Origin of the sequence: Coleofasciculus sp. A1-SPW-01, assembly GCF_040217205.1 — a bacterium.
In the GTDB taxonomy this organism is placed as follows: domain Bacteria; phylum Cyanobacteriota; class Cyanobacteriia; order Cyanobacteriales; family Coleofasciculaceae; genus Coleofasciculus; species Coleofasciculus chthonoplastes_A.
Window position 1 is genome coordinate 13,268 of the sequence record NZ_JAVJNP010000068.1, and the last position, 20,070, is coordinate 33,337.

A 20,070-nucleotide genomic window follows, 5' to 3' on the forward strand; every position below is an offset into this window, starting at 1 on the left:
GTCGTTATTAACAAATTCCCGTAATTTACCCGATTTTTTCAGGCTAGGGTTTTGAATAAGATTGACTTGTCAGTCAAACAAACCTCTTAGGTAATTCAAAGCCATGATTCGTAAGTCTTTAATCGCTTCTACTTTAGTTCTGTGCGGTACTGTTGGTTTCTCTTCTGTAGTAAAAGCGCAGGAAACTACTGATGTTCATTTTACGGCTAATGTGCCTGCATCTTGTACGTTTAGCAACGTTGCTGATGGAACATTAGGACTCGTCACTGGAACCACCCTAAGCAGTGCTATTGCTGATGGTGGTACGGCTGGTACTGCTAAACTTACCTGCAACAATGTTCTTGCCACACTAACAGCAGATGCTCCTGCCCAAAACGGAACAGTGGATGGTTACGATCATAGTACAGCAGTAACCACTGTTGGTGTTACAGGGATTGGTGCTAATGCTGTCGCTATTGCTGCACCTGGTATTGCAACACCCGTACCTCTTCCGGGTGAAACGGATCTGACAGTTGACATGACAACAACTCCGCTAACTGGATTTATTCCTAGTGGTGACTACGACTTTTATGTGCGCTTGACTGTAGCCCCCTAGTCATAGGTTTCTTCATCAATTATCAGTCTTCTTTCGTCGTCAATTAGCTGCTAGGTAAAACGCGGGTAATATAGCCCTAGCAGCTAGTTATTCACTTGCAAAATTATTTAAAATACAGGAGTTAGTACCATGCTTGATTCCACTCCAAAATTAAACTCTTTTTCTAAAATCGCTGTCAAAGCATTCCAAATAGGTAGCGGTGCTTTATCTACCGCTTTCCTGTTGAGTAGTACAGCATTAGCACAACTTGGCGCATCACCCTTAATTATTGAAGCTGAGGCTAACCGGGGTCAAGCCCAAACGATGATTAATGTGATTAATGCGGGTGATACACCCTTACGGGCAAGAATTTACACTGAACCTTTTACCTACGATCGCGATAAAGGATTTCAAACCTTATCCTCTGACACGAATGATCTTAGCCCCTATCTACAATTTTCCCCCAGAGAATTAACCATACCACCAGGAGTCACTCGGCGGGTACGTTTAAGAGCAATCCTGGCTCCCAGCTTACCCGATGGAGAATACCGCACAGCCGTTTTTGCTGAAACCTTAAAAGAGTCGGTTAATGGTAGTGGTAAAAACGTGGGTGTGATCACTCGCGTAGCGACAACTGTTTATATCCGTAAAGGGGATGTATCTCCTAACTTAACTGTTGATAGCGCTCAGTTTAATGCCAATCAAAAAACACTTCAATTATTGGTCAAAAATATCGGCGATGCTTCTGTCCGGTTAGGGTCTAACTGGCAGTTAAAGCAGGCAGGAAAAATTATCCAAACAGGAGAATCCGTTCCAACTGCTATTGTGGCACAAAGCGATCGCAACTTGATATTGAATAATCATCCCGAATCGGAAGCGTTAGCACTTCTTCCTGGCAACTACCAACTCACTGGAGAATTAATTTGGGGTGATGATAATAGCAACCAACTTCCCTTCAGTGTTACTCTCACTGTTCCTGAACCATAAACATTGATCAGGAAAATTTTTGATGGTTGATTGTTCATCGTAGATTATTAATTGCTATGAACAATCAACCATGAACTATAAACATAAAATACCACTTTTTTTAAGCAGACGTTAATATCTGCCCTATGTTTCACGCCGTACCGCCCCATTCACCCCCAGAAATTGTACATCACGTAACTCCAGACAAGGCAGATCAAGTTCGCGAACATCCATTTATAATCGCCAACACGCCAACATTTCCCACCCAAAATCCTGTCGCATCTCATTCAATTCCGAGTTCACCGGAATTATTCTTCCCGGAATATTCAGACTCAAATTTACCGACTTTACCGGAAGGGATAGAACCATCCAACGCCGCCAAACTCGGACAACCGATTTCAGTCAGTCTCTCCGATAACCAGTCAGAACAACCCGAATTTTCTTCCTCGAATCCTTCTATTCAATTCAATCCTGTCAATCTGGATCTGACTCTCTATCCGGCTGAACCAAATAATTCAACATCGAATACTTTACCTCCCCCAGCAGACTCAAATCCTAGCTTAAATCCTGCCAATTCAACACCGGAACCCGGAAACCTCACTGACGAGGAACCCGCACCCCAACCTGACACATTACCCCCGCAAAACCCGGATATATCAACCCTTCCGCAAACTCAATTTTCAATCGCCCAAGTTCCTGATGACTTCTCCTCCTTTCTGGTAGGAATCAAAGTCAACAACCGCTCAGTAATTACTAGCACCTTAATTCGCGGACAAGAAGATGGAGAAAATGCGATTAATTTTGAGCAATGGTTATTACCTTACGACGCCATCGTTAAAGCCTTACAACTCACCGCCACCGTTTTACCCGACAATCAAATCGAACTGCGATCGCCTACCCAGGTTATTCGCCTCAACCCCAGTCAACTCAAGACGGATTCGGAATTAGGTTTAGTGTTTTCCGTGGCGGATGTGCGAACCTTATTCGGCGTAGAAATCGAATTCGACATTATTGATTATGCCGTTTCTATCCAAGCCCCCTGGTTAAATCAACGGCGTCAACGGGGAAAACGAGAAGTTATTATCCAAACCGAAGGATTACCCCGAATTGCCCCGTCTGGCTTCTCCCTTTCCGCTGTTGAACAACGAATTGATGCCAGTGGAACAGCGACTCAATCACCGAACTATCGGGGAAATGTATCCGCTGTTGGCAGTATTTTTGGCGGAAGTTGGTATATCCGCGCCAATCAACCCCAACTCTTTTCCTCTGATACCTGGAGTTTGGCGGAAGCGCGATTTCAACGCCAAACGGATGCGGCGGATTATATTATTGGATCTCAACCCCCCTTCTGGCGTAGTCAAAGTCCAGGAGATTATTGGGGATTCACCACGATTCAACGGAATGGTTTTATCCCCCAACTCCAACTCTACGGCGGTTCTGATCCCCGCCAACGCCTACAAGCGGCGCAAATCGGGCGCACAATTTCTGGAACAGCGGAACCGGGAACATTAGTGCGTTTGGTGAGAGGATTAAGTGATGAGGCGATCGCAGAAGTTCTGGTGGATTCTTCGGGTGTCTACCGCTTCGAGGATGTGGAATTCGAGAGTCAATCGTTTAATAATTATCGTATTTTACTCTATCCCCAAGGGCGACTCACGGAAACCCCAGAAATTCGAGACGCCACTTTTTCCAATGTCCCCGGACAAATCCCCGCCGGATCAACAGCCGTTATTGTCTCTGGAGGATGGCGACGACAATTGTCGGGTTTGAATCAAGAAATATTGGGCAATTTTACCGACGTTCAAGGTGGAGTGATGGGGCGCTGGGGGGTTTCTAATAGCCTGACATTAGGGGCTGGTGCGGTTTATGACGAATCGTTTCGGGGATTAGCAGAAGCCTTTTTTCAGCCAGAAGGCTTTCCCTTAAAAGCCGCCGTCTCGGTTCTAAGTGGTACAGAGGAGTCCGACTGGGATATTAACGCCAACGTACTCTTTGAACCCTCCCCTAATTTTACCGCCCGTTTCACAAGCGATCGCTTCGCCCAACGGTTGAATGCGTCTTGGCAAGTGTTACCCGGTTTCACCCTATTTGCCAATACCAGCACCAATGATGCGACGGCGGCTGGTGTACAATTCGCCTTAAGCAACAAAAACGCCTTTACCTTTGCCCGTCTCAGCGTCGATACCCAAAGCCGTTTCCGGTGGAACTTGATTCAACGCCTGAATCAATGGGAATTTCGGTCATTGGGGAATGAAATTAGCACCCAATCTGAACTCGGTTATCGTTTCTCGGATAGCTTAAGTACGGGTCATTCCCTGGTTCTCGGTTATGATACCCGTAACCAAAATGGTCATGACTCTTTAGCCAGCCTCACTTGGCGCTATCGTTCCCCCCAAAAATCGGGGGATGGGAACCCCCTCTGGGATGCCCAACTAGGGTATGGTATCGGTTCTCGCGGTTCCGGAATTGTCGCCTCAGTGGGAACCTCGATTTTACCGGGTTTACGCCTACAAGCGCGATATCAAGGGATAGCTGTGAGTTCCGATAACGCCGCTTTCAGCTTAAACCTCGTCTCCAGTCTCAATTTACAGCAAGGGATTACCCCCATAGATACCCAAACCGACTATCTCCGCACCCAAGGCGGACTCTTGATTCAACCCTTCTTTGACCGCAATCAAAATGGTAAACCTGATCCAGGGGAAAAATACTACACCGACTCCACCTTACTCCTGGTGAATCAGCAGTCTCTGGGATCATTACGCGCCGATATCCAAGAGGATCGGATCATCATGAATTTACCCCCTGGAACCTACCGCCTCGACTTTGATCCAGCGGGTTTTCCCTTTGATTGGCAAGTGATTAATCAAGCCTTGGCGGTGGAGGTGGTGGCGGGGAGTTATACCCCAATTCTCATTCCCTTAGTTCAGTCTTACACAATATCTGGAATTGTCACCGATAACCAAGATCAACCCGTGAGTGGGGCGAGAGTTGAAGCCATCCAACCGGATTCTGGTACTCGGTCATTTTCCATTACTAACGATGCTGGCGTATATTATTTAGAACGGTTACAGCAAGGAACATATCGCCTGCAAATCAACAATCAGCCTGCGTTTCCCCAGAGGATTGATCTGAAAAATAGTTCTGAATTTTTCCAAGAACTGAATCTGAATTTGCCAACCTCTGTAGATGGCTAATCTAACTATTTTCCTTTACTAAGTACCTAGATATAAATACTGTCCGCTGTTGAACGTTCACTTCTAAAGTGCGGGAATAGTCCTCTAACTGCTGCTTGGCGGCGGCTAAATTAGCATTGGTGGCTAACAAAGCTTGTTCTTTGTTGCCTATTCCCTGTTCCCTTTAACCCACCATCAACAATTCATTTAGCTTACTCTTCAACTCTGATGATGCCATCAGCGGCTTATAAACTTCACCCTCATAGGGTTTCCAGACATATCCCGGACTGAACGGTCGAAAATCTGGAGACGATTCCATCGCTTCGGATATGGCTATGGCTAAAACCAATCCTGGAAACATCAAATTAGAAGGGGATTCAAGCAATTCAGTGTAAGTTCTAAACTCATCCACTTCCACACCCACCAAGGCATAGCGAAACGTTGGAGCCGACTGTAAACGCTGATACAGCAGAATACCGAGTTCTGTCATCAGATAAGCACTTTCCGGTGTATCGATGCCAACCTCACTGACACGAGTTGGAGAAACGCGACACCACCAGTTCTCCTCGATATCTTGAAAAATTCCAACACGACATTGGGACTGGCTACCATTTGAGAGAACCCAGGAAACTTGGTCAAAATGATGGGAAAATTGCTCGGCGACAGCTTGTTGCGTCCCACATTCAGCCGATAAACTAAATATCCATGCCATTGCTGTTCTCCTCTTGAGAATCTTATCTCATGTCCGGTCAAAAATTCTTGAATAAAAACACCTGAAATCCTCAGTTTGGGTTTACCGTTTTCCTCTGCCATGCCGCGATAGTAAAGTTTTGCCATCAGCCTTCCATCAGCAAGAGCGCAATTACCGCATCAACTGAAAAAAAGTAGAGAAATATTTTGGCACACATCATTTAGTCATAATCCGACTATTTTCCTTTAATTCTCTCATAGTTCTCGACAAACCATTGATAGGTCAATTCTAAACCTTTCTTTAACGAAATTTTGGGTTGCCAACCAGCGGCATTAATTTTTGAGGTATCCAACAGTTTACGCGGTGTGCCATCGGGTTTAGAGGAATCAAATTTCAACTCACCCTCATAACCAACCACCGCTTTAATTAACATAGCCAAGTCTTTAATCGAAACCTCTTCTCCTGTCCCCACATTCACGAATTGGATATCATCATAGTGATTCATCAGGAAAACTAAGGCATCAGCTAAGTCATCCACGTATAAAAATTCCCGCAGCGGCGAACCCGTTCCCCAAATTTCTACCGCCTCAGCATTGTTAATTTTTGCTTCATGGGTTTTTCGCAACAGGGCGGGGAGAACGTGGGAATTGGCTAAATCGAAATTATCATTAAGACCATAGAGATTCGTGGGCATAGCGGAGATGAAATTTACCCCATATTGCCGACAATAATTTTCGCAAAGTTTGAGTCCGGCAATTTTGGCGATCGCGTAGGGTTCATTTGTCGGTTCCAGAAACCCCGTTAGTAGGTGTTCTTCCTGCATCGGCTGGGGACAGTGTTTGGGGTAGATACAGGATGAGCCTAGAAATAACAACTTTTCCACACCGGACAAATAGGCGCTATGAATAATATTTGACTCAATCATTAAGTTGTCATAGAGAAACTCAGCCCGGTAGGTATTATTGGCATTAATTCCCCCCACTTTTGCCGCCGCGAGGAAAACGTACTCTGGGCGTTCAGCGGCAAAGAAATCCTCGACGGCTTGCTGGCGTCTTAAATCCACCTCTTGGCTGGTTTTGAGGATAAGATTGGTATACCCGTTATCGCGTAAACATCTAACAATGGCGCTACCCACTAAGCCCCGATGACCGGCTACATAAATTTTTGAGTCCTTGTTCATGGTCATATTAGATAGTTGAAAACACTGAATAATCCATAATTCTAGGGCGGATAATATTGATATATTATTGGTTACCGTATTTTCCGAGTAACTCGCGTCCGCCCTTACAAATACGTACTTTTGACCTTTACTCAATCAACAGGTGCGTGAGCAGCGGAACGTTCGTAACTATTTTCATTGTGTTTTTCAAACAGTTCTGCCCCTTCACCATTCGATGATTTGCCGAAGCTGCGTAAATCGGCTTCCACCATCAGGGCGACTAACTGTTCAAACGATAAAGATGGTTGCCAATTTAACTTTTCCTTAGCTTTCGTGGGATCACCAATGAGTAATTCGACTTCCGCAGGACGTAAATAACGGGGGTCAAACTCTACATAATCTTGCCAATTCTTACCGACACAGTTAAAGGCAATATCCAAAAATTCGCGAATTGAGTGAGTTTCACCTGTGGCGACGACGTAATCGTCGGGTTCGTCTTGTTGCAGCATCAGCCACATGGCTTGAACATAGTCTTTAGCATAGCCCCAGTCTCGCTTGGCGTCTAGATTCCCCAGATAGAGTTTTTTCTGCTGTCCCGAGAGAATCCGGGCGATCGCCCGAGTAATCTTACGGGTGACAAAGGTTTCTCCCCGACGCGGCGATTCATGGTTAAACAAGATACCATTGCAACCAAATATCTCGTAAGACTCGCGATAATTCACCGTTTGCCAATGGGCATACACCTTAGCACAAGCATAAGGACTACGGGGATAAAATGGAGTGGTTTCCTTTTGGGGAACTTCCTGGACTTTACCAAACATTTCCGACGAACCCGCCTGATAGAAGCGCACATCAATACCCGTGCGATTTCGATAATCCCGAATCGCTTCCAACAGGCGCAGGGTTCCCATTCCCACCGCATCCACCGTATATTCCGGACAGTCAAAACTGACGCGAACGTGAGATTGAGCGCCCAAATTGTAAATTTCTTTGGGTCTAACTTCTTCGAGAATGCGGCGCAAGGTTACGCCATCGGTCAAGTCGCCGTAGTGCAGAAATAATCGGGCAGCCTGATTATGAGGATCAACATAGATATGGTCAATGCGATCGGTGTTAAAGGTGGAAGTCCGCCGGACAATCCCGTGAACTTCGTAGTCTTTCTCTAGTAATAACTCACTTAAGTAGGAACCGTCTTGACCAGTTATACCTGTAATCAGCGCTCGTTTGGGTTGCGTCATCCTTGAATCGTCCTGTGATGCGTATGGGCAACAGTGGTTGACAAAAGTGTTAATCTCCCGACTGGATTTTGGGATCAGGGAAATTATTCCTTAGATTATCCTAAAATTCCCAGCATCGATCAACTTTCTCTTGACTCATAACTTATCAAGCCTACCATGTCGGAGTTCGATGCTCTCTCTGGCGCGATTTTGCCATCGTTGTTCAGTCCGGTGTTTGGTTGATTTCCGTCAAAACCCAGGAAAGTCCTGTCTGGAATAACATTGAACACCGAAGCAATCCCAATACTACGCTGATTTACTCCATTTGAGCCGAGAGGTTTAATTCAGAATTAATCCTCCCATGCTCCCAATGTTTAATTCGTCAGTAAGCCCCATTATTTTTTGGAGCAATCATTACGCCGATTGTTTTCAAAACCAGCCAAAAATCCAGCCAAAAATTTTGGAAATTCACGTAATAAACATCGATTTGTACCCGACGTTTATAGGGAATGTCATTGCGCCCGGAAACTTGCCATAGTCCAGTAATGCCTGGTTTAATTGTCAAGATTTTATCCATGTAACGCCCGTATTTATGCATTTCTTCCGGGACTAGGGGGCGAGGACCAACCACACTCATATCTCCTTTCAAAACATTCCAAAATTGTGGAAATTCATCCAAACTGGTATATCGCAAGAACTTACCAATCCAGGTGACTCTGGGGTCTTCTTTGAGCTTAAAATTAGCTTCAAACTCACAACGAATAGAATTTGATTTTGTCATCATTTCTATCAACATTTCATCAGCATTTTCCACCATGGTTCTAAATTTAATGCAGCTAAACGGCTTATAGTCTTTACCGATTCGCTCCTGAACATAAAAAATAGGACCCGGTGAACTGATAGCGATTAAGACCGCTAAGAGCAGGTAAATCGGGAAAAACAACGTGAGAATCGATAGGGAAAATACGACATCAAACAGCCGCTTGGCAAAAATTCCGTCTAAGCGATATCGAGACAGACCTTTGGGTCTACTGCGTGGAGCGCGGGGCTGGATACCACGCTTCACGAACGCTCGCAACGTCTTGACGGAGATAAGTTGGCTTTGGGCAGTCATCTTACTCCTTCACTTCACACCACACGTCACGATCATAAAGCCAGAAGCGGTTAGCTAAGGCAATAGCGACCAGGAAACTGGAATTTATGACTCAACATCGTGACAGGTGGTCTCGATAGCAGCCGTCCAGAAACGTCAAGTAGCGATCGCTAAACACAGTTGGCGCAAATTGAGCCGCGTTTAATTGTATCTGTTCGGGACTAAAGGCAGTGGCTCGTGCTTCAAAGGCTTTCACCGCCTCCATCAAAGCCTGGGGACTTTGGTCTAGAAAAAACAGACCCGTACCCTTATCCGGATGTTTCCGGATATCCCGAACGGTTTCTAAAGCCCCACCCGCACCATAAGCAATAACGGGTGTACCACAAGCTTGCGCTTCCACCAAGGCAATGCCAAAATCTTCACAGGCAGCATACACAAACGCTTTCGCCTGTGCCATATACTCCTCTACCACGCGATCGGGACAAAAACCCAGGACTTGCACGTTAGGTTTAGCCAGATGGCGCAGCGCCTGCAATTGCGATCCCTCGCCAATGACGACCAAAGGATATCCCAGTTGATTGAACGCCTCCACGATTAAAGTCACTTGCTTATAACTAACCAATCGAGAAACCGTCAAGTAAAAATCTGACTTTTGAGCCTGGAAAGAAAACCGTTCAGTATGAACCGGAGGGTAAATCACCTGTGCCTCTCGCCTGTAGCAGCGCCAAATCCGTCGTGCGGTATGGCGGGAGTTGGCAATAAAATAATCTACCCGGTTGGCTGAGATCACATCCCATTGACGCAACCGATGCAGCAGATACCGCGTGATTGACCCAGGGAATCCCCGCCCCATAGCACTGCTGTTGAGGTAATCAAAGGTCAAATCCCAAGCGTAGCGCATCGGTGTATGGCAGTAACAGATGTGTAGCTGTTGTGGACGGGTGAGGACACCTTTAGCAACCGCATGGGAGGAGGAGAGAATTACATCATAATCCCGCAAGTCTAGCTGTTCAATCGCTAAGGGCAGTAGAGGTAAATATTTCTGCACCCCCTTGCTAGCCAAAGGAAAATGCTGTAGAAAGGTCGTGCCAATCCGACGCTCAAACAAATAACTGTGGGGATTGGTTGATTCAAAATCAATCAAGGCATACAAATCCGCCTCAACGGACTTGAGGATTTCTCGAACCACCCGTTCAGAACCCCCCGTTGCGTTGGGCGTTAGCCACTCATGCACCAAGGCATACTTCAAGAATCGTTATCCCCCAATACAAGTCTGTTCAAATAAGCTGTAGTTTCATTTATTTTTCCCCAGCTTCCAGACGTAGCATGCTACGTCTCTACATGCTTCCCCATATCATTATTGACCGGAGCAGTAAGCATTAAGATTATCAACTAATTGCTTTTCTGGAGTCGTTGCTTGCTGTAAACTCATCTGTGCTGTTTCCGCCCCTTGGCGGTCTTTCTGCTCAAACGCCACCGCGAAATTACGCATCGCTTGACTCGTATCGCGATACATGTTGACAAAACTGGCTTGATAGTCTTGCAATGTCTCGTCGGTTACCTCGATCGCGTTCATTTCTTCAGACGCCTTATCCATGACAGCCGCCGCTTGTCGCATTGCCTCAGCTTGCGGATTGTCCTCTTGAACTCCACTGGTCACGACTTTGGCGTCACTGACCGCCTGATTCGCCACTTGAATCATTTGATTACACTGGGCAACCTTGCTCTGACCACAGCTTACTGCCAATAGGCTAATCACAGCCGTGACACTTAGCCGCAGGAAATTTCGCCGGGGACGATACATGAATGCTCTTAGGTTCATTGAAGAATAAGCCGTCCAACATTTTAACGCTACTCCTAGCTTACTGACTTCTGCTGGGCTTCGATCGCAGCCGCAAGGCGTTGGAGTGTTTCAGTGAGTTCTCCAAGTTCTGCGAGTGACTCATTTTGGTTTTCGGCTAAGGTTTGCACCGCATCACTCAAGGCAAAGAGTTGGTAACCCTGTTGTTGAACTTGATGCCCTTGGTGTTGCACCTGCACAGCCAAAGCATCAACCCGCTTGCCTAGACACTCCACCGTCTCGGTTGTGGCAAGCACCGCCTCACCAATTTGTCCAACAATGGATTCCAAACGGCTGAGTCGAGCTTCTAGGGCAAGAGTCCTTTTGTTGGTAGAGTTGAGGTTGTTTGTAGCCTTTCCAGTCTGGGTGTGTTTATTCACCGATAATTGTTTCACTGCTTCAAAAAACTTATGTGAACTCCCAGTTTCTAAGAAAATAGCAATTGTCCATACTTTACTAATGATGACGCCGTTGATGCCACTGCCAAGCATCGCTGATAATTTTACTGAGCTCCGGGTATTTGGCAGACCAACCCAAAATTTTCCTCGCCTTGTCGCTACTACCCACCAAAATCGGTGCATCACCAGGGCGGCGATCGCACTCAATGATTTTAATCTCTTTCTGGGTGACTTGCCTTGCTGTTTCAATCACCTGTCGCACGGAGAACCCATTGCCACTGCCTAAATTAAAGATTTCACTCTTGCCGCCACTTAACAAATACTCTAGCCCGAGGATATGGGCATCTGCCAAGTCGCTGACATGAATATAATCGCGCAAGCAGGTTCCGTCTGGGGTGGAGTAGTCGGTTCCCCAAATGGCAATTGAGTCGCGTTTGCCTAATACTGTCCACAAGACCAAGGGAATCAGATGGGTTTCTGGGTAATGATCTTCACCGAGTAGTCCTTCGGGATTCGCCCCAGCCGCGTTGAAAAAGCGAAACACAATGAAACGTAACTGGTAGGCGCGATCAAAATCCGCTAGCATTCGCTCCATCATCCACTTACTCGTGGCATAAGGATTAATCGGATTTTGCGGATGGACTTCGGTCATGGGTACTTCCTGAGGCATCCCGTAGACGGCACAGGTGGAGGGAAACACTAAGGTTTTCACATCAGCGGCGACCATGGCTTCTAAGAGAGTCAGCGTACCACTGACGTTATTGCGGTAGTATTTGGCGGGGTAGATGACCGACTCCCCCACGGCAATATAGGCGGCAAAGTGGAGTACAGCGGCAATATTGTGGCTGGCGAAGATTTGGTCTAACAGGGTGCGATCGCCCACATCCCCGATCACCAATTTCGCTTTCAGGATCTCTTCTACAAACTCTCGATGTCCACAGACCAGGTTATCCAGGACAACGACGTTGTAACCCGCCCGTTGCAGGGCTAATACTGTGTGAGAGCCGATGTATCCAGCTCCGCCAGTCACTAAAATTTCCGGTTGGACTTGCGACACGCTCAAACCGCCCCTGTTTCGTTTTATAGACTAACTTTACAAATATTTTGGCTATTTGTCTTTGCTTGAATAGTAATTTTGCTCAGCCTCTCCCCCTCCCCTCTCCCTCATTTCCCTCATGCTTGTGGACAATGACGAGTATAATGCCCGTGTTAGGGTTATTTGAACCATGCTCTCCCCAAGTGATACGTTACACAAAACCTGATCCCAATCACCCCTAACTTGTTAATTGTTATTTTGAGGAGTCAGACTAACAAGTAACAATTCCTCGCTCACTGTCCAAACGTTACACCGTCAAAACACAATGTTTTTACTACTGACTCGAATCCTACTCTGGCTGCTGATTGCAGTTATTCTCTACAACCTGTTTAAGAAGGTAATCCCCAAGGAGTATTTTACCTTGCTTGGGGGTTTATTTCTGTTTGGCTTCATTGTTGTGGCGTTTTTCTCTCCCGGCAATGATGCCATATCAACGATTTGGGAGGTTCTCTCGTTTTTCTTGAAACCTGTCGGTGCTTCCATCGTGCTGTTGGGTTTTGCCCTCCGCCAAGGGCTGGATAAGTCAAAGAACCAGGTTATGGCAGCCTTACTAATCTTACTCCTCGCCAGCACGCCCTTTTTCTCTAACCTGTTGGCGGCTAGCACGGAACAAGCCGTGGTTACGCCTGAGTCGGCGGCGGCTCAAACCGCCTCAGCGATTGTGGTTCTTGGACAAGGCACTACCCAACCCGATGAACCGCCTCGAACCCAAGTTCAACTTACCGATACGGGCGATCGTATTCTTTATGCCGCTCAACTGTATCGACAATCTGGCAATAACCCCTTAGTCGTGGTTAGTGCTGGTCCTCGACCTAACCTGCAAGGAAATCAAGACCAAATTGTCGAAGCCAATGATATCCGCAGCTTACTGGTTCAGTTTGGGGTCCCCCAAAGCCGAATTGTGCTTGAACCCACGGGTATCAATCTCCGCACCAGCGCCGAAGAAGTCGAAGATATATTACGCGATCGCGGCATAGCAGATAATCGCGTTTTTCTGGTTACTTCAGCCTATAACAGCCGTCGTGCTCAACAGGCGTTTAGAAGTGTAGGTCTTAACAATGTTGTGGCTAAACCGACCGGCTTCTTTACCGTTCAACCCGGAACAACATCCACAATCAACCAGTGGATTGAATCCTTTATCCCCTCTGTAGAAGCGCTGACTGTCACGACGCGAATTGTGGAAGAGTTTTACGCCTCGATTTACTATTATTTGCGAGGTTGGCAAGCTCCCGCCGTTGTTTAACCATTTCGCGAATCTGAAAAATCTGAAAGGTGGTAACCCTTCACTTGGCTCAAGGGAACCTGGTTTGTAGGGGCGGGTTTCACCATTATTGTTGCTTACTTTACCCAGATACAACTCAACCCGCCCTATCTTCCCTATCATTCAGGCAAATTAATACAGGCGATTAGTTATGCTACAGCTTCTCTTGATTTGACGATAAGCGTTGCCAAGGGAACTATTTTCGATCTGAAACCCAATCAGGATTCCAGCCTTGAAGAATTTGACGGATTTATTGTTCAGGATGAATTTGGCAAACAAAAAGTTAATGTTCAAATTTCTCAAGAATTGCAAAGAATGCAGGAAATTTTGTTATGCTATGCCCTGAAAATAGATTATGAAAAGTATTTTAGATATAGAAGCTGGGTTGGTTATGCACTTATCACTGGAGACAATACCCCTGATGAAAAAGTCAAACTATCCTTGGAAATTAATAATATAGAACAAGATCAGGCGAGAGCAGCTTTAGATTACTGCCAGCAGCTTGTTCAACAAATTGAAAGAAAAATTGAGCAGTTTCAAACAAGTTTTATTTAAGCCAAAAAAGGGGAGTAGTCAACCCGAATTTAGTCTTAATAGAAGGCTAGGACATCGGTACAGAAACCGGGTTTTTCGTGAGGATGACAACGAAATATCCAGTTTTCACCCAAAGAAACCCGGTTTCTCGGAATACTTGACCGACGGGACTTCGGACGTTCGGCGAGCGCTCAGTCTAGCCGCGTGAGCGCGGCAACTGATAACTAACTATGGGTACAAGCATAATCTAACACGGGTTCTTGAAATCGGTTAGCTTTGAAATAGTTTTCATTCACGGACATAGTATCCGTTACTTGACCATTTTCCACGTCGCCAATTTTAATTCGCGAGAGTAACTCACGTTGGCAATTTCCCGAATATCTGACATACTTGCCATTGGCGTTCACATCAAAGTTAATCGCATTTCCATTACGACTAATGGTATTAAGTCCGACTTCCCAAGGTTGAGTATCGACCTGACCTAATTCACCCCCAGACGATGCTTTAGTCTCAGGAATAGGTCGCCACACAACACCGTCAATGGAATTCAAGCAGGCATTTTTACCACTCATATCTTTAAAGCAGTCGCCGTTTTTGTCGAGAATAACTACTTGGTCAACACTATTAAACTGTTTGAGTGTGTTGGTTACAGCTTTTTGGATTCCCGCGTCTTCACCAAGTCCAGCCGTATAGACTGTCCGACAAAATTGAAGTTGGGCAATTCCATTGGAGATATCAACGGTAAAGTTTTCACCACAGGTAGATTCGCCTCGGAAGTCAATCAAGTCAGCAAATCCTTCTTCTTTTTCGGCGGATGTGGGTCCTTGAACAACTTGCTCAATCGCAAATTCAGCAACATCGACGCGGGATGTGGCTCGGGTAACAGGTTCAACGTACCCTATCGTTTGATTATCGGCGGAAGGCTTAGGTAAAAAGACTTGAATTTGCCTGGGTTCATCTGGATTTTGGCTAATCGTCTGGGGTTGAGGTTGTGAGGTGGCTTCAGAGTTCTCCGGATGGGTTACAGAGGTGTTGTGCGCTTCCCCAGCCGATGCCGTTGTGAAGGATAGCGCCAAGACAGCACTTATCAATATTGATTGATGTGTTAAATTTATTTTACTCTGACTCATAAAATCAATAGTTCCTGATTTACCTACTGTTTTATGATTCAAGTAAATTCAATTTTATTCATCTTGCTAAAGTAATACCATTTTACTTTAAGTTGATGACTGAACAAACGTTACCTATTAGCTTTGATGTTACCACGGAGCGCCGCAGTGAGTGCTTTAAGAGTAGAGACACGCCATGGCGTGTCTCTACACGAGAGGATTATACTTAAACCTTTACCATTTTATGCGACGTAAACCTCTGCAAAACGTTTTAACTCAACCTAGATCAACAGGGTTAACGGTTCACGTTGTATTTTGGTTCAGTTTAAGCTTAACCATCGCCGCAATTTATAGTGGGTTAGCCCTGCGGGAAGCCTTTAGTCATGCCTATATTGTTCAAGATGATGCCCGCCAGCATGTCTTTTGGATGCAACGGTTTATTGATGGCGAATTATTTCCCCATGACTTAATTGCCGATTATTTCCAATCCGTCGCCCCTGTGGGATATACTGCCATTTACCGCATCGCCGCCGCTGTAGGTATCCATCCCTTTCTCTTCAACAAACTCTTACCGCCAATTCTCGGCGCGATCGCGACAGGGTACTGTTTTGGTATATCACTCCAACTCTTACCCGTACCTGCGGCTGGCTTTATCACCACAGTGCTACTTAATCAAAGTCTTTGGATGAAAGATGATCTCATCTCAGCCACACCCAGAGCCTTTGTTTACCCCCTATTCCTCGCCTTTTTATACTACTTATTACGCCAATCTCTACTGCCTTGCCTAGCCACAATCATCCTACTAGCCCTATTCTATCCTCAATACTTATTAATTTGTGCCGCCCTATTCATCCTACAAATTTTTACCACAAAAAACTCACTTCTACGAACCTCTGCGCCCCTCTGCGCTTACCTCCGCGCCCCTCTGCGTTTCCCCAAAAAACTAAAGCAACATCCCCATTACCTATCATTCTTATGTCTAATCCTCACAATAATCGCCATTTCCGGCTACGCCCTCATCCCCGGAAAATTCGATCCAGTCATCACCGCCACTCAAGCCAAACAATTACCCGAATTTTGGGGAACTGGACGCAGTTATTTTTTCAGTAATAACCCCTGGTATTTCTTTTTTCTCAGTCCCCGCAGTGGTTTATTAGACGTAGGCTTCGTTAGACCCGCAACTTTAGCCTTAGGCATACTATTACCCATTCTATGCCGATATCCCAACTCATTCCCGCTAGTTAAATCTATTTCCCCTCAGATAAGAATATTAACTCAAATAGTTTGGGCATCTATCTTAATGTTCATTCTTGCCCATCTGCTCCTATTTAACCTGCATCTTCCCAGTCGTTATACAGAACATAGCTTTCGTATTCTTTTATCCGTATCAGCCGGGATGGTTTTAACAATCACGCTGGATGCTATTTTGAGAACAGATTGCCATCCGGCAAAACTCAAAAAATTCTACCTTGGTCGAGGCAGGTTTAGTGACAGCAGGGCGAAAAGAAACAATAATGGAGAAACCCGTCCCTACTCAAAACTCAGAATCTACCACTACCTAACAATCAGCTTCATCACCGCAGCATTACTTTTCTATCCCTACTTAGTTAAACCCTTTCCGTTAACCAAATACAAAGAGGGTCATTTTCCGGCTTTGTATCAATTTTTTCAGCAGCAACCCAAAGATAGTTTAATTGCTTCAGTATCAGAAGAGACAGATAACTTACCCACCTTTGCCCAACGCTCTATTTTAGTCGGGCGGGAATATGCGATTCCTTATCATTGGGGGTATTATCGTCAATTTCGTCAACGCACAATTGACTTAATTAAAGCCCAGTATAGTTCGGATTTAGAGGAGGTGAAACAGTTTATCCAACGCTATGGAGTAGACTTTTGGTTATTAGACAATACTGCCTTTACACCAGAGTATCTAGCCAATCATGATTGGCTGCGAGATTATCAACCTGTAACTTTAGAGGCGCAAAAGAGGCTAACTCAGGGAATCACTCCAGCCTTAACTGGGGTAGTTGAGGATTGTTCGGTGTTTCAGATGGAGAGATTTGTGGTGTTGCAAACAACTTGTATAAGTAAATTCTAGGGGCGAGTTTAGCCACTGGACAAACTAGGGAGGGATTTATGATTTTAGTTTGGTGGATGCCAACCGGCTTTAAGCTATCATGCATTTAAATTGGGTATTAGTAGCGAGCAAGATGCTTGATTTAGCGAGCAAGATGCTTGATTTAGCGAGCAAGATGCTTGATTTAGCGAGCAAGATGCTTGATTTAGCGAGCAAGATGCTCGCACTACGGCAAGGATTGCGCCATTATTGATATTACGGTTTAAATGCCGAACAGCTTAACCCAATTTTTACGCACGACAACAGCTAAATTATTATTTAATTTTAGGGCATAAATTGTCGCTCGACCACAAGCCGTTAAGCCGATAATTTCTGTTCCCTCGGTACTCCAAGTAAAATGTTCTCTCCACTCCTGTTGACGAGGATTAAATAAATTTTTGGCGTAGAGTTTCAGATATAAAACTTATGGTAATAAAGGACTTTTTAATTCTCGTCGAACGGCTTCAGCTAATCCGGCTGATTTTCTGAATTGACCAATTTGATAAATTGACATTAAAACTAATAGCTCATAGCGTTCTGATTCAGTCAATCCAGTATGTTTTTCTTTAGCTTGGAGTTCTCCGAGACGTTGGTTTTGATTGGCATCCATTTTCAAATTAGCTAACTCAATTACATCCTCATTGGAAAGCTGAGGAAATTCTGAATTAATGTTGATTTCCGAGAGATTATTAAAGGTCGGCAAAATAATCTCTAGCGTATCAACTAAAACGTCTGAGATATTTCGCGCTGTAGCTTCTCCAAGACGTTGAGCCGATTCAACTAAACCTTCGGGTAAGTTAATAGTTATTGGGACAGTCATGATGTAGGAATAATAGCTTGCATCTATTATAGAGTAGGACAGGGCGACCTGAACCAATTTAAAATAGTATATTGATTGTCTTACTTGTTTCTGTCTTTCAACGCCACGAACGATGTGACTAATGCATAGAACGTAATTGGTTCTCCTGTAACAGCACATCAATCCACTCAGCCGTAGTTGGATCAGCAGGCGGTAAAGGCTCACCGTTATAATCTATAGCAAAAGCATAGCCAGCGCGGTCATAAACCCGATCAAGTAGCAAGTGCAAATCGATAATCGGTTCTGTATCCTCGGTTCGCAGAGGCAATGGAAAAGTTGGGATTAAATCTTGGAGGTTGAAGACATACAAATCGGCACGAGGACGGCGATCGCACTGACTCACCAAAATTCTGTAACTCCCTTGGGTATTATCACCAAAAACAGGCATTGGCTTTCCACCTCGGAGGAGATCGATCTCAACCAGGTGCGTCCGACTTGCCAAAACCTGTTGACGTTTCTCCAAATAGGTTTCCCGTCCTTTTCCAGAGCGCTTATTGGTGGGAGAGAGAACCTCAATGACTGTTACCACTTCTTTGGTGGTGACTTCTCTTACCTCTAGATAACCTTCTCTGAATTCCAAAGGTACTGGCACAGTGACGGTGACTGGCGTCGAGGGAGGTGTCGCAACAGCCACGTTAGATTGGTTTAAGTTGATTGGAGTACGAGAGTGTTCTACTGTCACATCAGGAATACCCACCAACAGCGCATCATCTCCATTCATCTGGTAAACCCGTTTCTCGATCGCAACTCGATATTTGGGAAGCAGTTGAGGATTCAATGTCTCAGCCAGGATACTGATCAGCAAGTGATGGACTTCCGACCAAAATTCGGGATTCTCTAGATAGGGGTTCATCCCTGGAAACGGGGAAGGCATAAGTAGACTAGGACGGGCATCGTTTTGATAGTTCTATGATACTTTCAGATACAATAAAGGGCTGTAGAGAAAACGGTTTCAGGAGAAAAACGCGAGTGCTAACCCTTGGCGTCAACATTGACCACATTGCCACAATTCGACAGGCGCGGCGCACTGTGGAACCCGATCCCGTGGCGGCGGCGGTGTTAGCTGAATTAGCGGGGGCGGATGGAATTACTGCCCACCTGCGGGAAGATCGACGCCATATCCAAGATCGGGATATCCGACTCTTGCGCCAGACGGTGCGAACTCACTTAAATATGGAAATGGCACCAACAGAAGAAATGGTGGCGATCGCACTTGAGGTTAAACCGGATTATATTACCCTGGTTCCGGAACGGCGGGAAGAAGTCACAACCGAAGGAGGATTGGATATTGCGGGTCAAAAATCCCGCCTAGGTGAGGTGGTGGCTCAGTTGCAAGATGCCGGGATTCCCGTTAGTCTATTTATCGATGCTGATCCTGCCCAGATCGAAGCCTCGGCAGCTATTAACGCCAAGTTTATTGAACTGCATACAGGGTCTTATGCCGAAGCCAAAGACGAAGCCAGTCGCCAAACGCAACTGGAACTCTTAGCCAAAGGATGCCAACAAGCGATCGCGGCTGGGTTGCGGGTGAATGCAGGTCATGGTTTAACCTATTGGAATGTCTACCCAGTGGCTTGTTTAGAAGGTATGGAAGAACTTAATATTGGTCATAGCATTATCGCACGAGCTTCGCTAGTTGGATTAGAACGGGCAGTTCGGGAGATGAAGCAAGCTATGCGGAGAAAGGGTAAAGCTGTCTTATAAAGACAGGGTTTCAGACCCAAAGGAGTTTCGATGAAGGGAGTTAAGTCAAAAGTAATGTAGATATATACCATGGGATGTCTATCAATTGTAGGGGCGGGTTTAGGGACAATTGTAGGGGCGGGTTTAGGGAATAAATTCCGCTATTCACCGATAACGGAACAACAAAACCCGCCCTATCTCACCGATAACGGAACAACAAAACCCGCCCTATCTCACCGATAACGGAACAACAAAACCCGCCCTATCTCACCGATAACGGAACAACAAAACCCGCCCTATC

The 20,070-nt window shown here is 45.6% G+C and carries 20 protein-coding genes; 8 read left to right on the top strand and 12 right to left on the bottom strand.

Annotation, left to right across the window (positions count from 1 at the left end; genetic code table 11):
* The first annotated feature begins 103 nt into the window (after positions 1 to 103).
* From RH949_RS11020 to RH949_RS11030, 3 genes are all read left to right on the top strand, one after another.
* On the top strand, positions 104 to 595 hold the full coding sequence (locus RH949_RS11020; protein WP_446353079.1) for a hypothetical protein: 492 nt from the start codon (positions 104 to 106) through the stop codon (positions 593 to 595).
* Between the two features lie 129 nt (positions 596 to 724).
* Positions 725 to 1,561, top strand: a complete 837-nt coding sequence (locus tag RH949_RS11025) for a P pilus assembly protein, chaperone PapD (RefSeq protein ID WP_446353081.1) — start codon at positions 725 to 727, stop codon at positions 1,559 to 1,561.
* A 125-nt stretch (positions 1,562 to 1,686) separates the two neighbouring features.
* Positions 1,687 to 4,734, top strand: a complete 3,048-nt coding sequence (locus RH949_RS11030; RefSeq protein ID WP_446353083.1) for a carboxypeptidase regulatory-like domain-containing protein — start codon at positions 1,687 to 1,689, stop codon at positions 4,732 to 4,734.
* Position 4,735: 1 nt separating this feature from the next.
* On the opposite strand, the gene RH949_RS11035 is transcribed toward RH949_RS11030, so the two are convergent.
* The 9 genes from RH949_RS11035 to galE all read right to left on the bottom strand — a co-directional run bounded on the left by RH949_RS11035 (position 4,736) and on the right by galE (position 12,168).
* Entirely contained in the window at positions 4,736 to 4,864 is a 129-nt protein-coding gene (locus tag RH949_RS11035) for a hypothetical protein (RefSeq protein WP_006097883.1), read from the bottom strand.
* 33 nt (positions 4,865 to 4,897) lie between these two features.
* Complete coding sequence (locus RH949_RS11040) at positions 4,898 to 5,425, bottom strand: hypothetical protein (RefSeq protein WP_006098107.1); 528 nt, start codon at positions 5,423 to 5,425, stop codon at positions 4,898 to 4,900.
* A 214-nt stretch (positions 5,426 to 5,639) separates the two neighbouring features.
* The gene (fcl, locus tag RH949_RS11045; protein WP_044204109.1) at positions 5,640 to 6,584 is read right to left on the bottom strand and encodes a GDP-L-fucose synthase; all 945 of its coding nucleotides are present in this window, start codon (positions 6,582 to 6,584) and stop codon (positions 5,640 to 5,642) included.
* A gap of 131 nt (positions 6,585 to 6,715) precedes the next feature.
* Entirely contained in the window at positions 6,716 to 7,801 is a 1,086-nt protein-coding gene (gene gmd / locus RH949_RS11050; RefSeq protein ID WP_446353086.1) for a GDP-mannose 4,6-dehydratase, read from the bottom strand.
* A gap of 361 nt (positions 7,802 to 8,162) precedes the next feature.
* Positions 8,163 to 8,894 carry a sugar transferase gene (locus tag RH949_RS11055; RefSeq protein WP_006098310.1) on the bottom strand — a complete coding sequence of 244 codons (732 nt, stop codon included), beginning with the start codon at positions 8,892 to 8,894 and terminating at the stop codon, positions 8,163 to 8,165.
* Positions 8,895 to 8,985: 91 nt separating this feature from the next.
* Positions 8,986 to 10,122, bottom strand: coding sequence for a glycosyltransferase (locus tag RH949_RS11060; protein WP_006098118.1), 1,137 nt, complete (start codon positions 10,120 to 10,122; stop codon positions 8,986 to 8,988).
* Positions 10,123 to 10,230: 108 nt separating this feature from the next.
* Positions 10,231 to 10,677, bottom strand: a complete 447-nt coding sequence (locus RH949_RS11065) for a hypothetical protein (protein WP_006098308.1) — start codon at positions 10,675 to 10,677, stop codon at positions 10,231 to 10,233.
* Between the two features lie 53 nt (positions 10,678 to 10,730).
* A complete protein-coding gene (locus tag RH949_RS11070; protein WP_446350314.1) occupies positions 10,731 to 11,204 on the bottom strand; it encodes a hypothetical protein in 474 nt (157 codons plus the stop codon).
* Complete coding sequence (gene galE / locus RH949_RS11075; RefSeq protein WP_446353088.1) at positions 11,170 to 12,168, bottom strand: UDP-glucose 4-epimerase GalE; 999 nt, start codon at positions 12,166 to 12,168, stop codon at positions 11,170 to 11,172. Before galE ends, RH949_RS11070 begins: the two co-directional genes overlap by 35 nt.
* A gap of 304 nt (positions 12,169 to 12,472) precedes the next feature.
* On the opposite strand from galE, the gene RH949_RS11080 reads away from it, so the two are divergent.
* On the top strand, positions 12,473 to 13,450 hold the full coding sequence (locus tag RH949_RS11080; RefSeq protein ID WP_006098306.1) for a YdcF family protein: 978 nt from the start codon (positions 12,473 to 12,475) through the stop codon (positions 13,448 to 13,450).
* Positions 13,451 to 13,639: 189 nt separating this feature from the next.
* Complete coding sequence (locus RH949_RS11085; RefSeq protein WP_446353090.1) at positions 13,640 to 14,023, top strand: hypothetical protein; 384 nt, start codon at positions 13,640 to 13,642, stop codon at positions 14,021 to 14,023.
* A gap of 203 nt (positions 14,024 to 14,226) precedes the next feature.
* On the opposite strand, the gene RH949_RS11090 is transcribed toward RH949_RS11085, so the two are convergent.
* Positions 14,227 to 15,078 carry a GerMN domain-containing protein gene (locus RH949_RS11090; protein WP_006098289.1) on the bottom strand — a complete coding sequence of 284 codons (852 nt, stop codon included), beginning with the start codon at positions 15,076 to 15,078 and terminating at the stop codon, positions 14,227 to 14,229.
* Between the two features lie 229 nt (positions 15,079 to 15,307).
* On the opposite strand from RH949_RS11090, the gene RH949_RS11095 reads away from it, so the two are divergent.
* Complete coding sequence (locus RH949_RS11095; RefSeq protein WP_446353092.1) at positions 15,308 to 17,209, top strand: hypothetical protein; 1,902 nt, start codon at positions 15,308 to 15,310, stop codon at positions 17,207 to 17,209.
* A 442-nt stretch (positions 17,210 to 17,651) separates the two neighbouring features.
* On the opposite strand, the gene RH949_RS11100 is transcribed toward RH949_RS11095, so the two are convergent.
* Positions 17,652 to 18,047 carry a hypothetical protein gene (locus tag RH949_RS11100; RefSeq protein WP_446353094.1) on the bottom strand — a complete coding sequence of 132 codons (396 nt, stop codon included), beginning with the start codon at positions 18,045 to 18,047 and terminating at the stop codon, positions 17,652 to 17,654.
* Positions 18,048 to 18,165: 118 nt separating this feature from the next.
* Positions 18,166 to 18,960, bottom strand: a complete 795-nt coding sequence (locus RH949_RS11105; protein ID WP_006097982.1) for a DUF4058 family protein — start codon at positions 18,958 to 18,960, stop codon at positions 18,166 to 18,168.
* A 95-nt stretch (positions 18,961 to 19,055) separates the two neighbouring features.
* Here RH949_RS11105 and RH949_RS11110 point away from each other — a divergent pair, with 95 nt between their 5' ends.
* Entirely contained in the window at positions 19,056 to 19,790 is a 735-nt protein-coding gene (locus RH949_RS11110) for a pyridoxine 5'-phosphate synthase (protein WP_446353096.1), read from the top strand.
* A 69-nt stretch (positions 19,791 to 19,859) separates the two neighbouring features.
* Entirely contained in the window at positions 19,860 to 20,012 is a 153-nt protein-coding gene (locus tag RH949_RS11115; protein ID WP_006098030.1) for a hypothetical protein, read from the top strand.
* The last annotated feature ends 58 nt before the right edge of the window (positions 20,013 to 20,070 follow it).

What these genes read in the sequence shown, in the direction of transcription:
- RH949_RS11020 (WP_446353079.1), top strand. Translation starts at nt 104, where the DNA reads ATGATTCGTAAGTCTTTAATCGCTTCTACTTTAGTTCTGTGCGGTACT.
- RH949_RS11025 (WP_446353081.1), top strand. Translation starts at nt 725, where the DNA reads ATGCTTGATTCCACTCCAAAATTAAACTCTTTTTCTAAAATCGCTGTC.
- RH949_RS11030 (WP_446353083.1), top strand. Translation starts at nt 1,687, where the DNA reads ATGTTTCACGCCGTACCGCCCCATTCACCCCCAGAAATTGTACATCAC.
- RH949_RS11040 (WP_006098107.1), bottom strand. Translation starts at nt 5,425, where the DNA reads ATGGCATGGATATTTAGTTTATCGGCTGAATGTGGGACGCAACAAGCT.
- fcl (WP_044204109.1), bottom strand. Translation starts at nt 6,584, where the DNA reads ATGAACAAGGACTCAAAAATTTATGTAGCCGGTCATCGGGGCTTAGTG.
- gmd (WP_446353086.1), bottom strand. Translation starts at nt 7,801, where the DNA reads ATGACGCAACCCAAACGAGCGCTGATTACAGGTATAACTGGTCAAGAC.
- RH949_RS11055 (WP_006098310.1), bottom strand. Translation starts at nt 8,894, where the DNA reads ATGACTGCCCAAAGCCAACTTATCTCCGTCAAGACGTTGCGAGCGTTC.
- RH949_RS11065 (WP_006098308.1), bottom strand. Translation starts at nt 10,677, where the DNA reads ATGTATCGTCCCCGGCGAAATTTCCTGCGGCTAAGTGTCACGGCTGTG.
- RH949_RS11070 (WP_446350314.1), bottom strand. Translation starts at nt 11,204, where the DNA reads ATGCTTGGCAGTGGCATCAACGGCGTCATCATTAGTAAAGTATGGACA.
- RH949_RS11080 (WP_006098306.1), top strand. Translation starts at nt 12,473, where the DNA reads ATGTTTTTACTACTGACTCGAATCCTACTCTGGCTGCTGATTGCAGTT.
- RH949_RS11095 (WP_446353092.1), top strand. Translation starts at nt 15,308, where the DNA reads ATGGCGTGTCTCTACACGAGAGGATTATACTTAAACCTTTACCATTTT.
- RH949_RS11100 (WP_446353094.1), bottom strand. Translation starts at nt 18,047, where the DNA reads ATGACTGTCCCAATAACTATTAACTTACCCGAAGGTTTAGTTGAATCG.
- RH949_RS11105 (WP_006097982.1), bottom strand. Translation starts at nt 18,960, where the DNA reads ATGCCTTCCCCGTTTCCAGGGATGAACCCCTATCTAGAGAATCCCGAA.
- RH949_RS11115 (WP_006098030.1), top strand. Translation starts at nt 19,860, where the DNA reads ATGGGATGTCTATCAATTGTAGGGGCGGGTTTAGGGACAATTGTAGGG.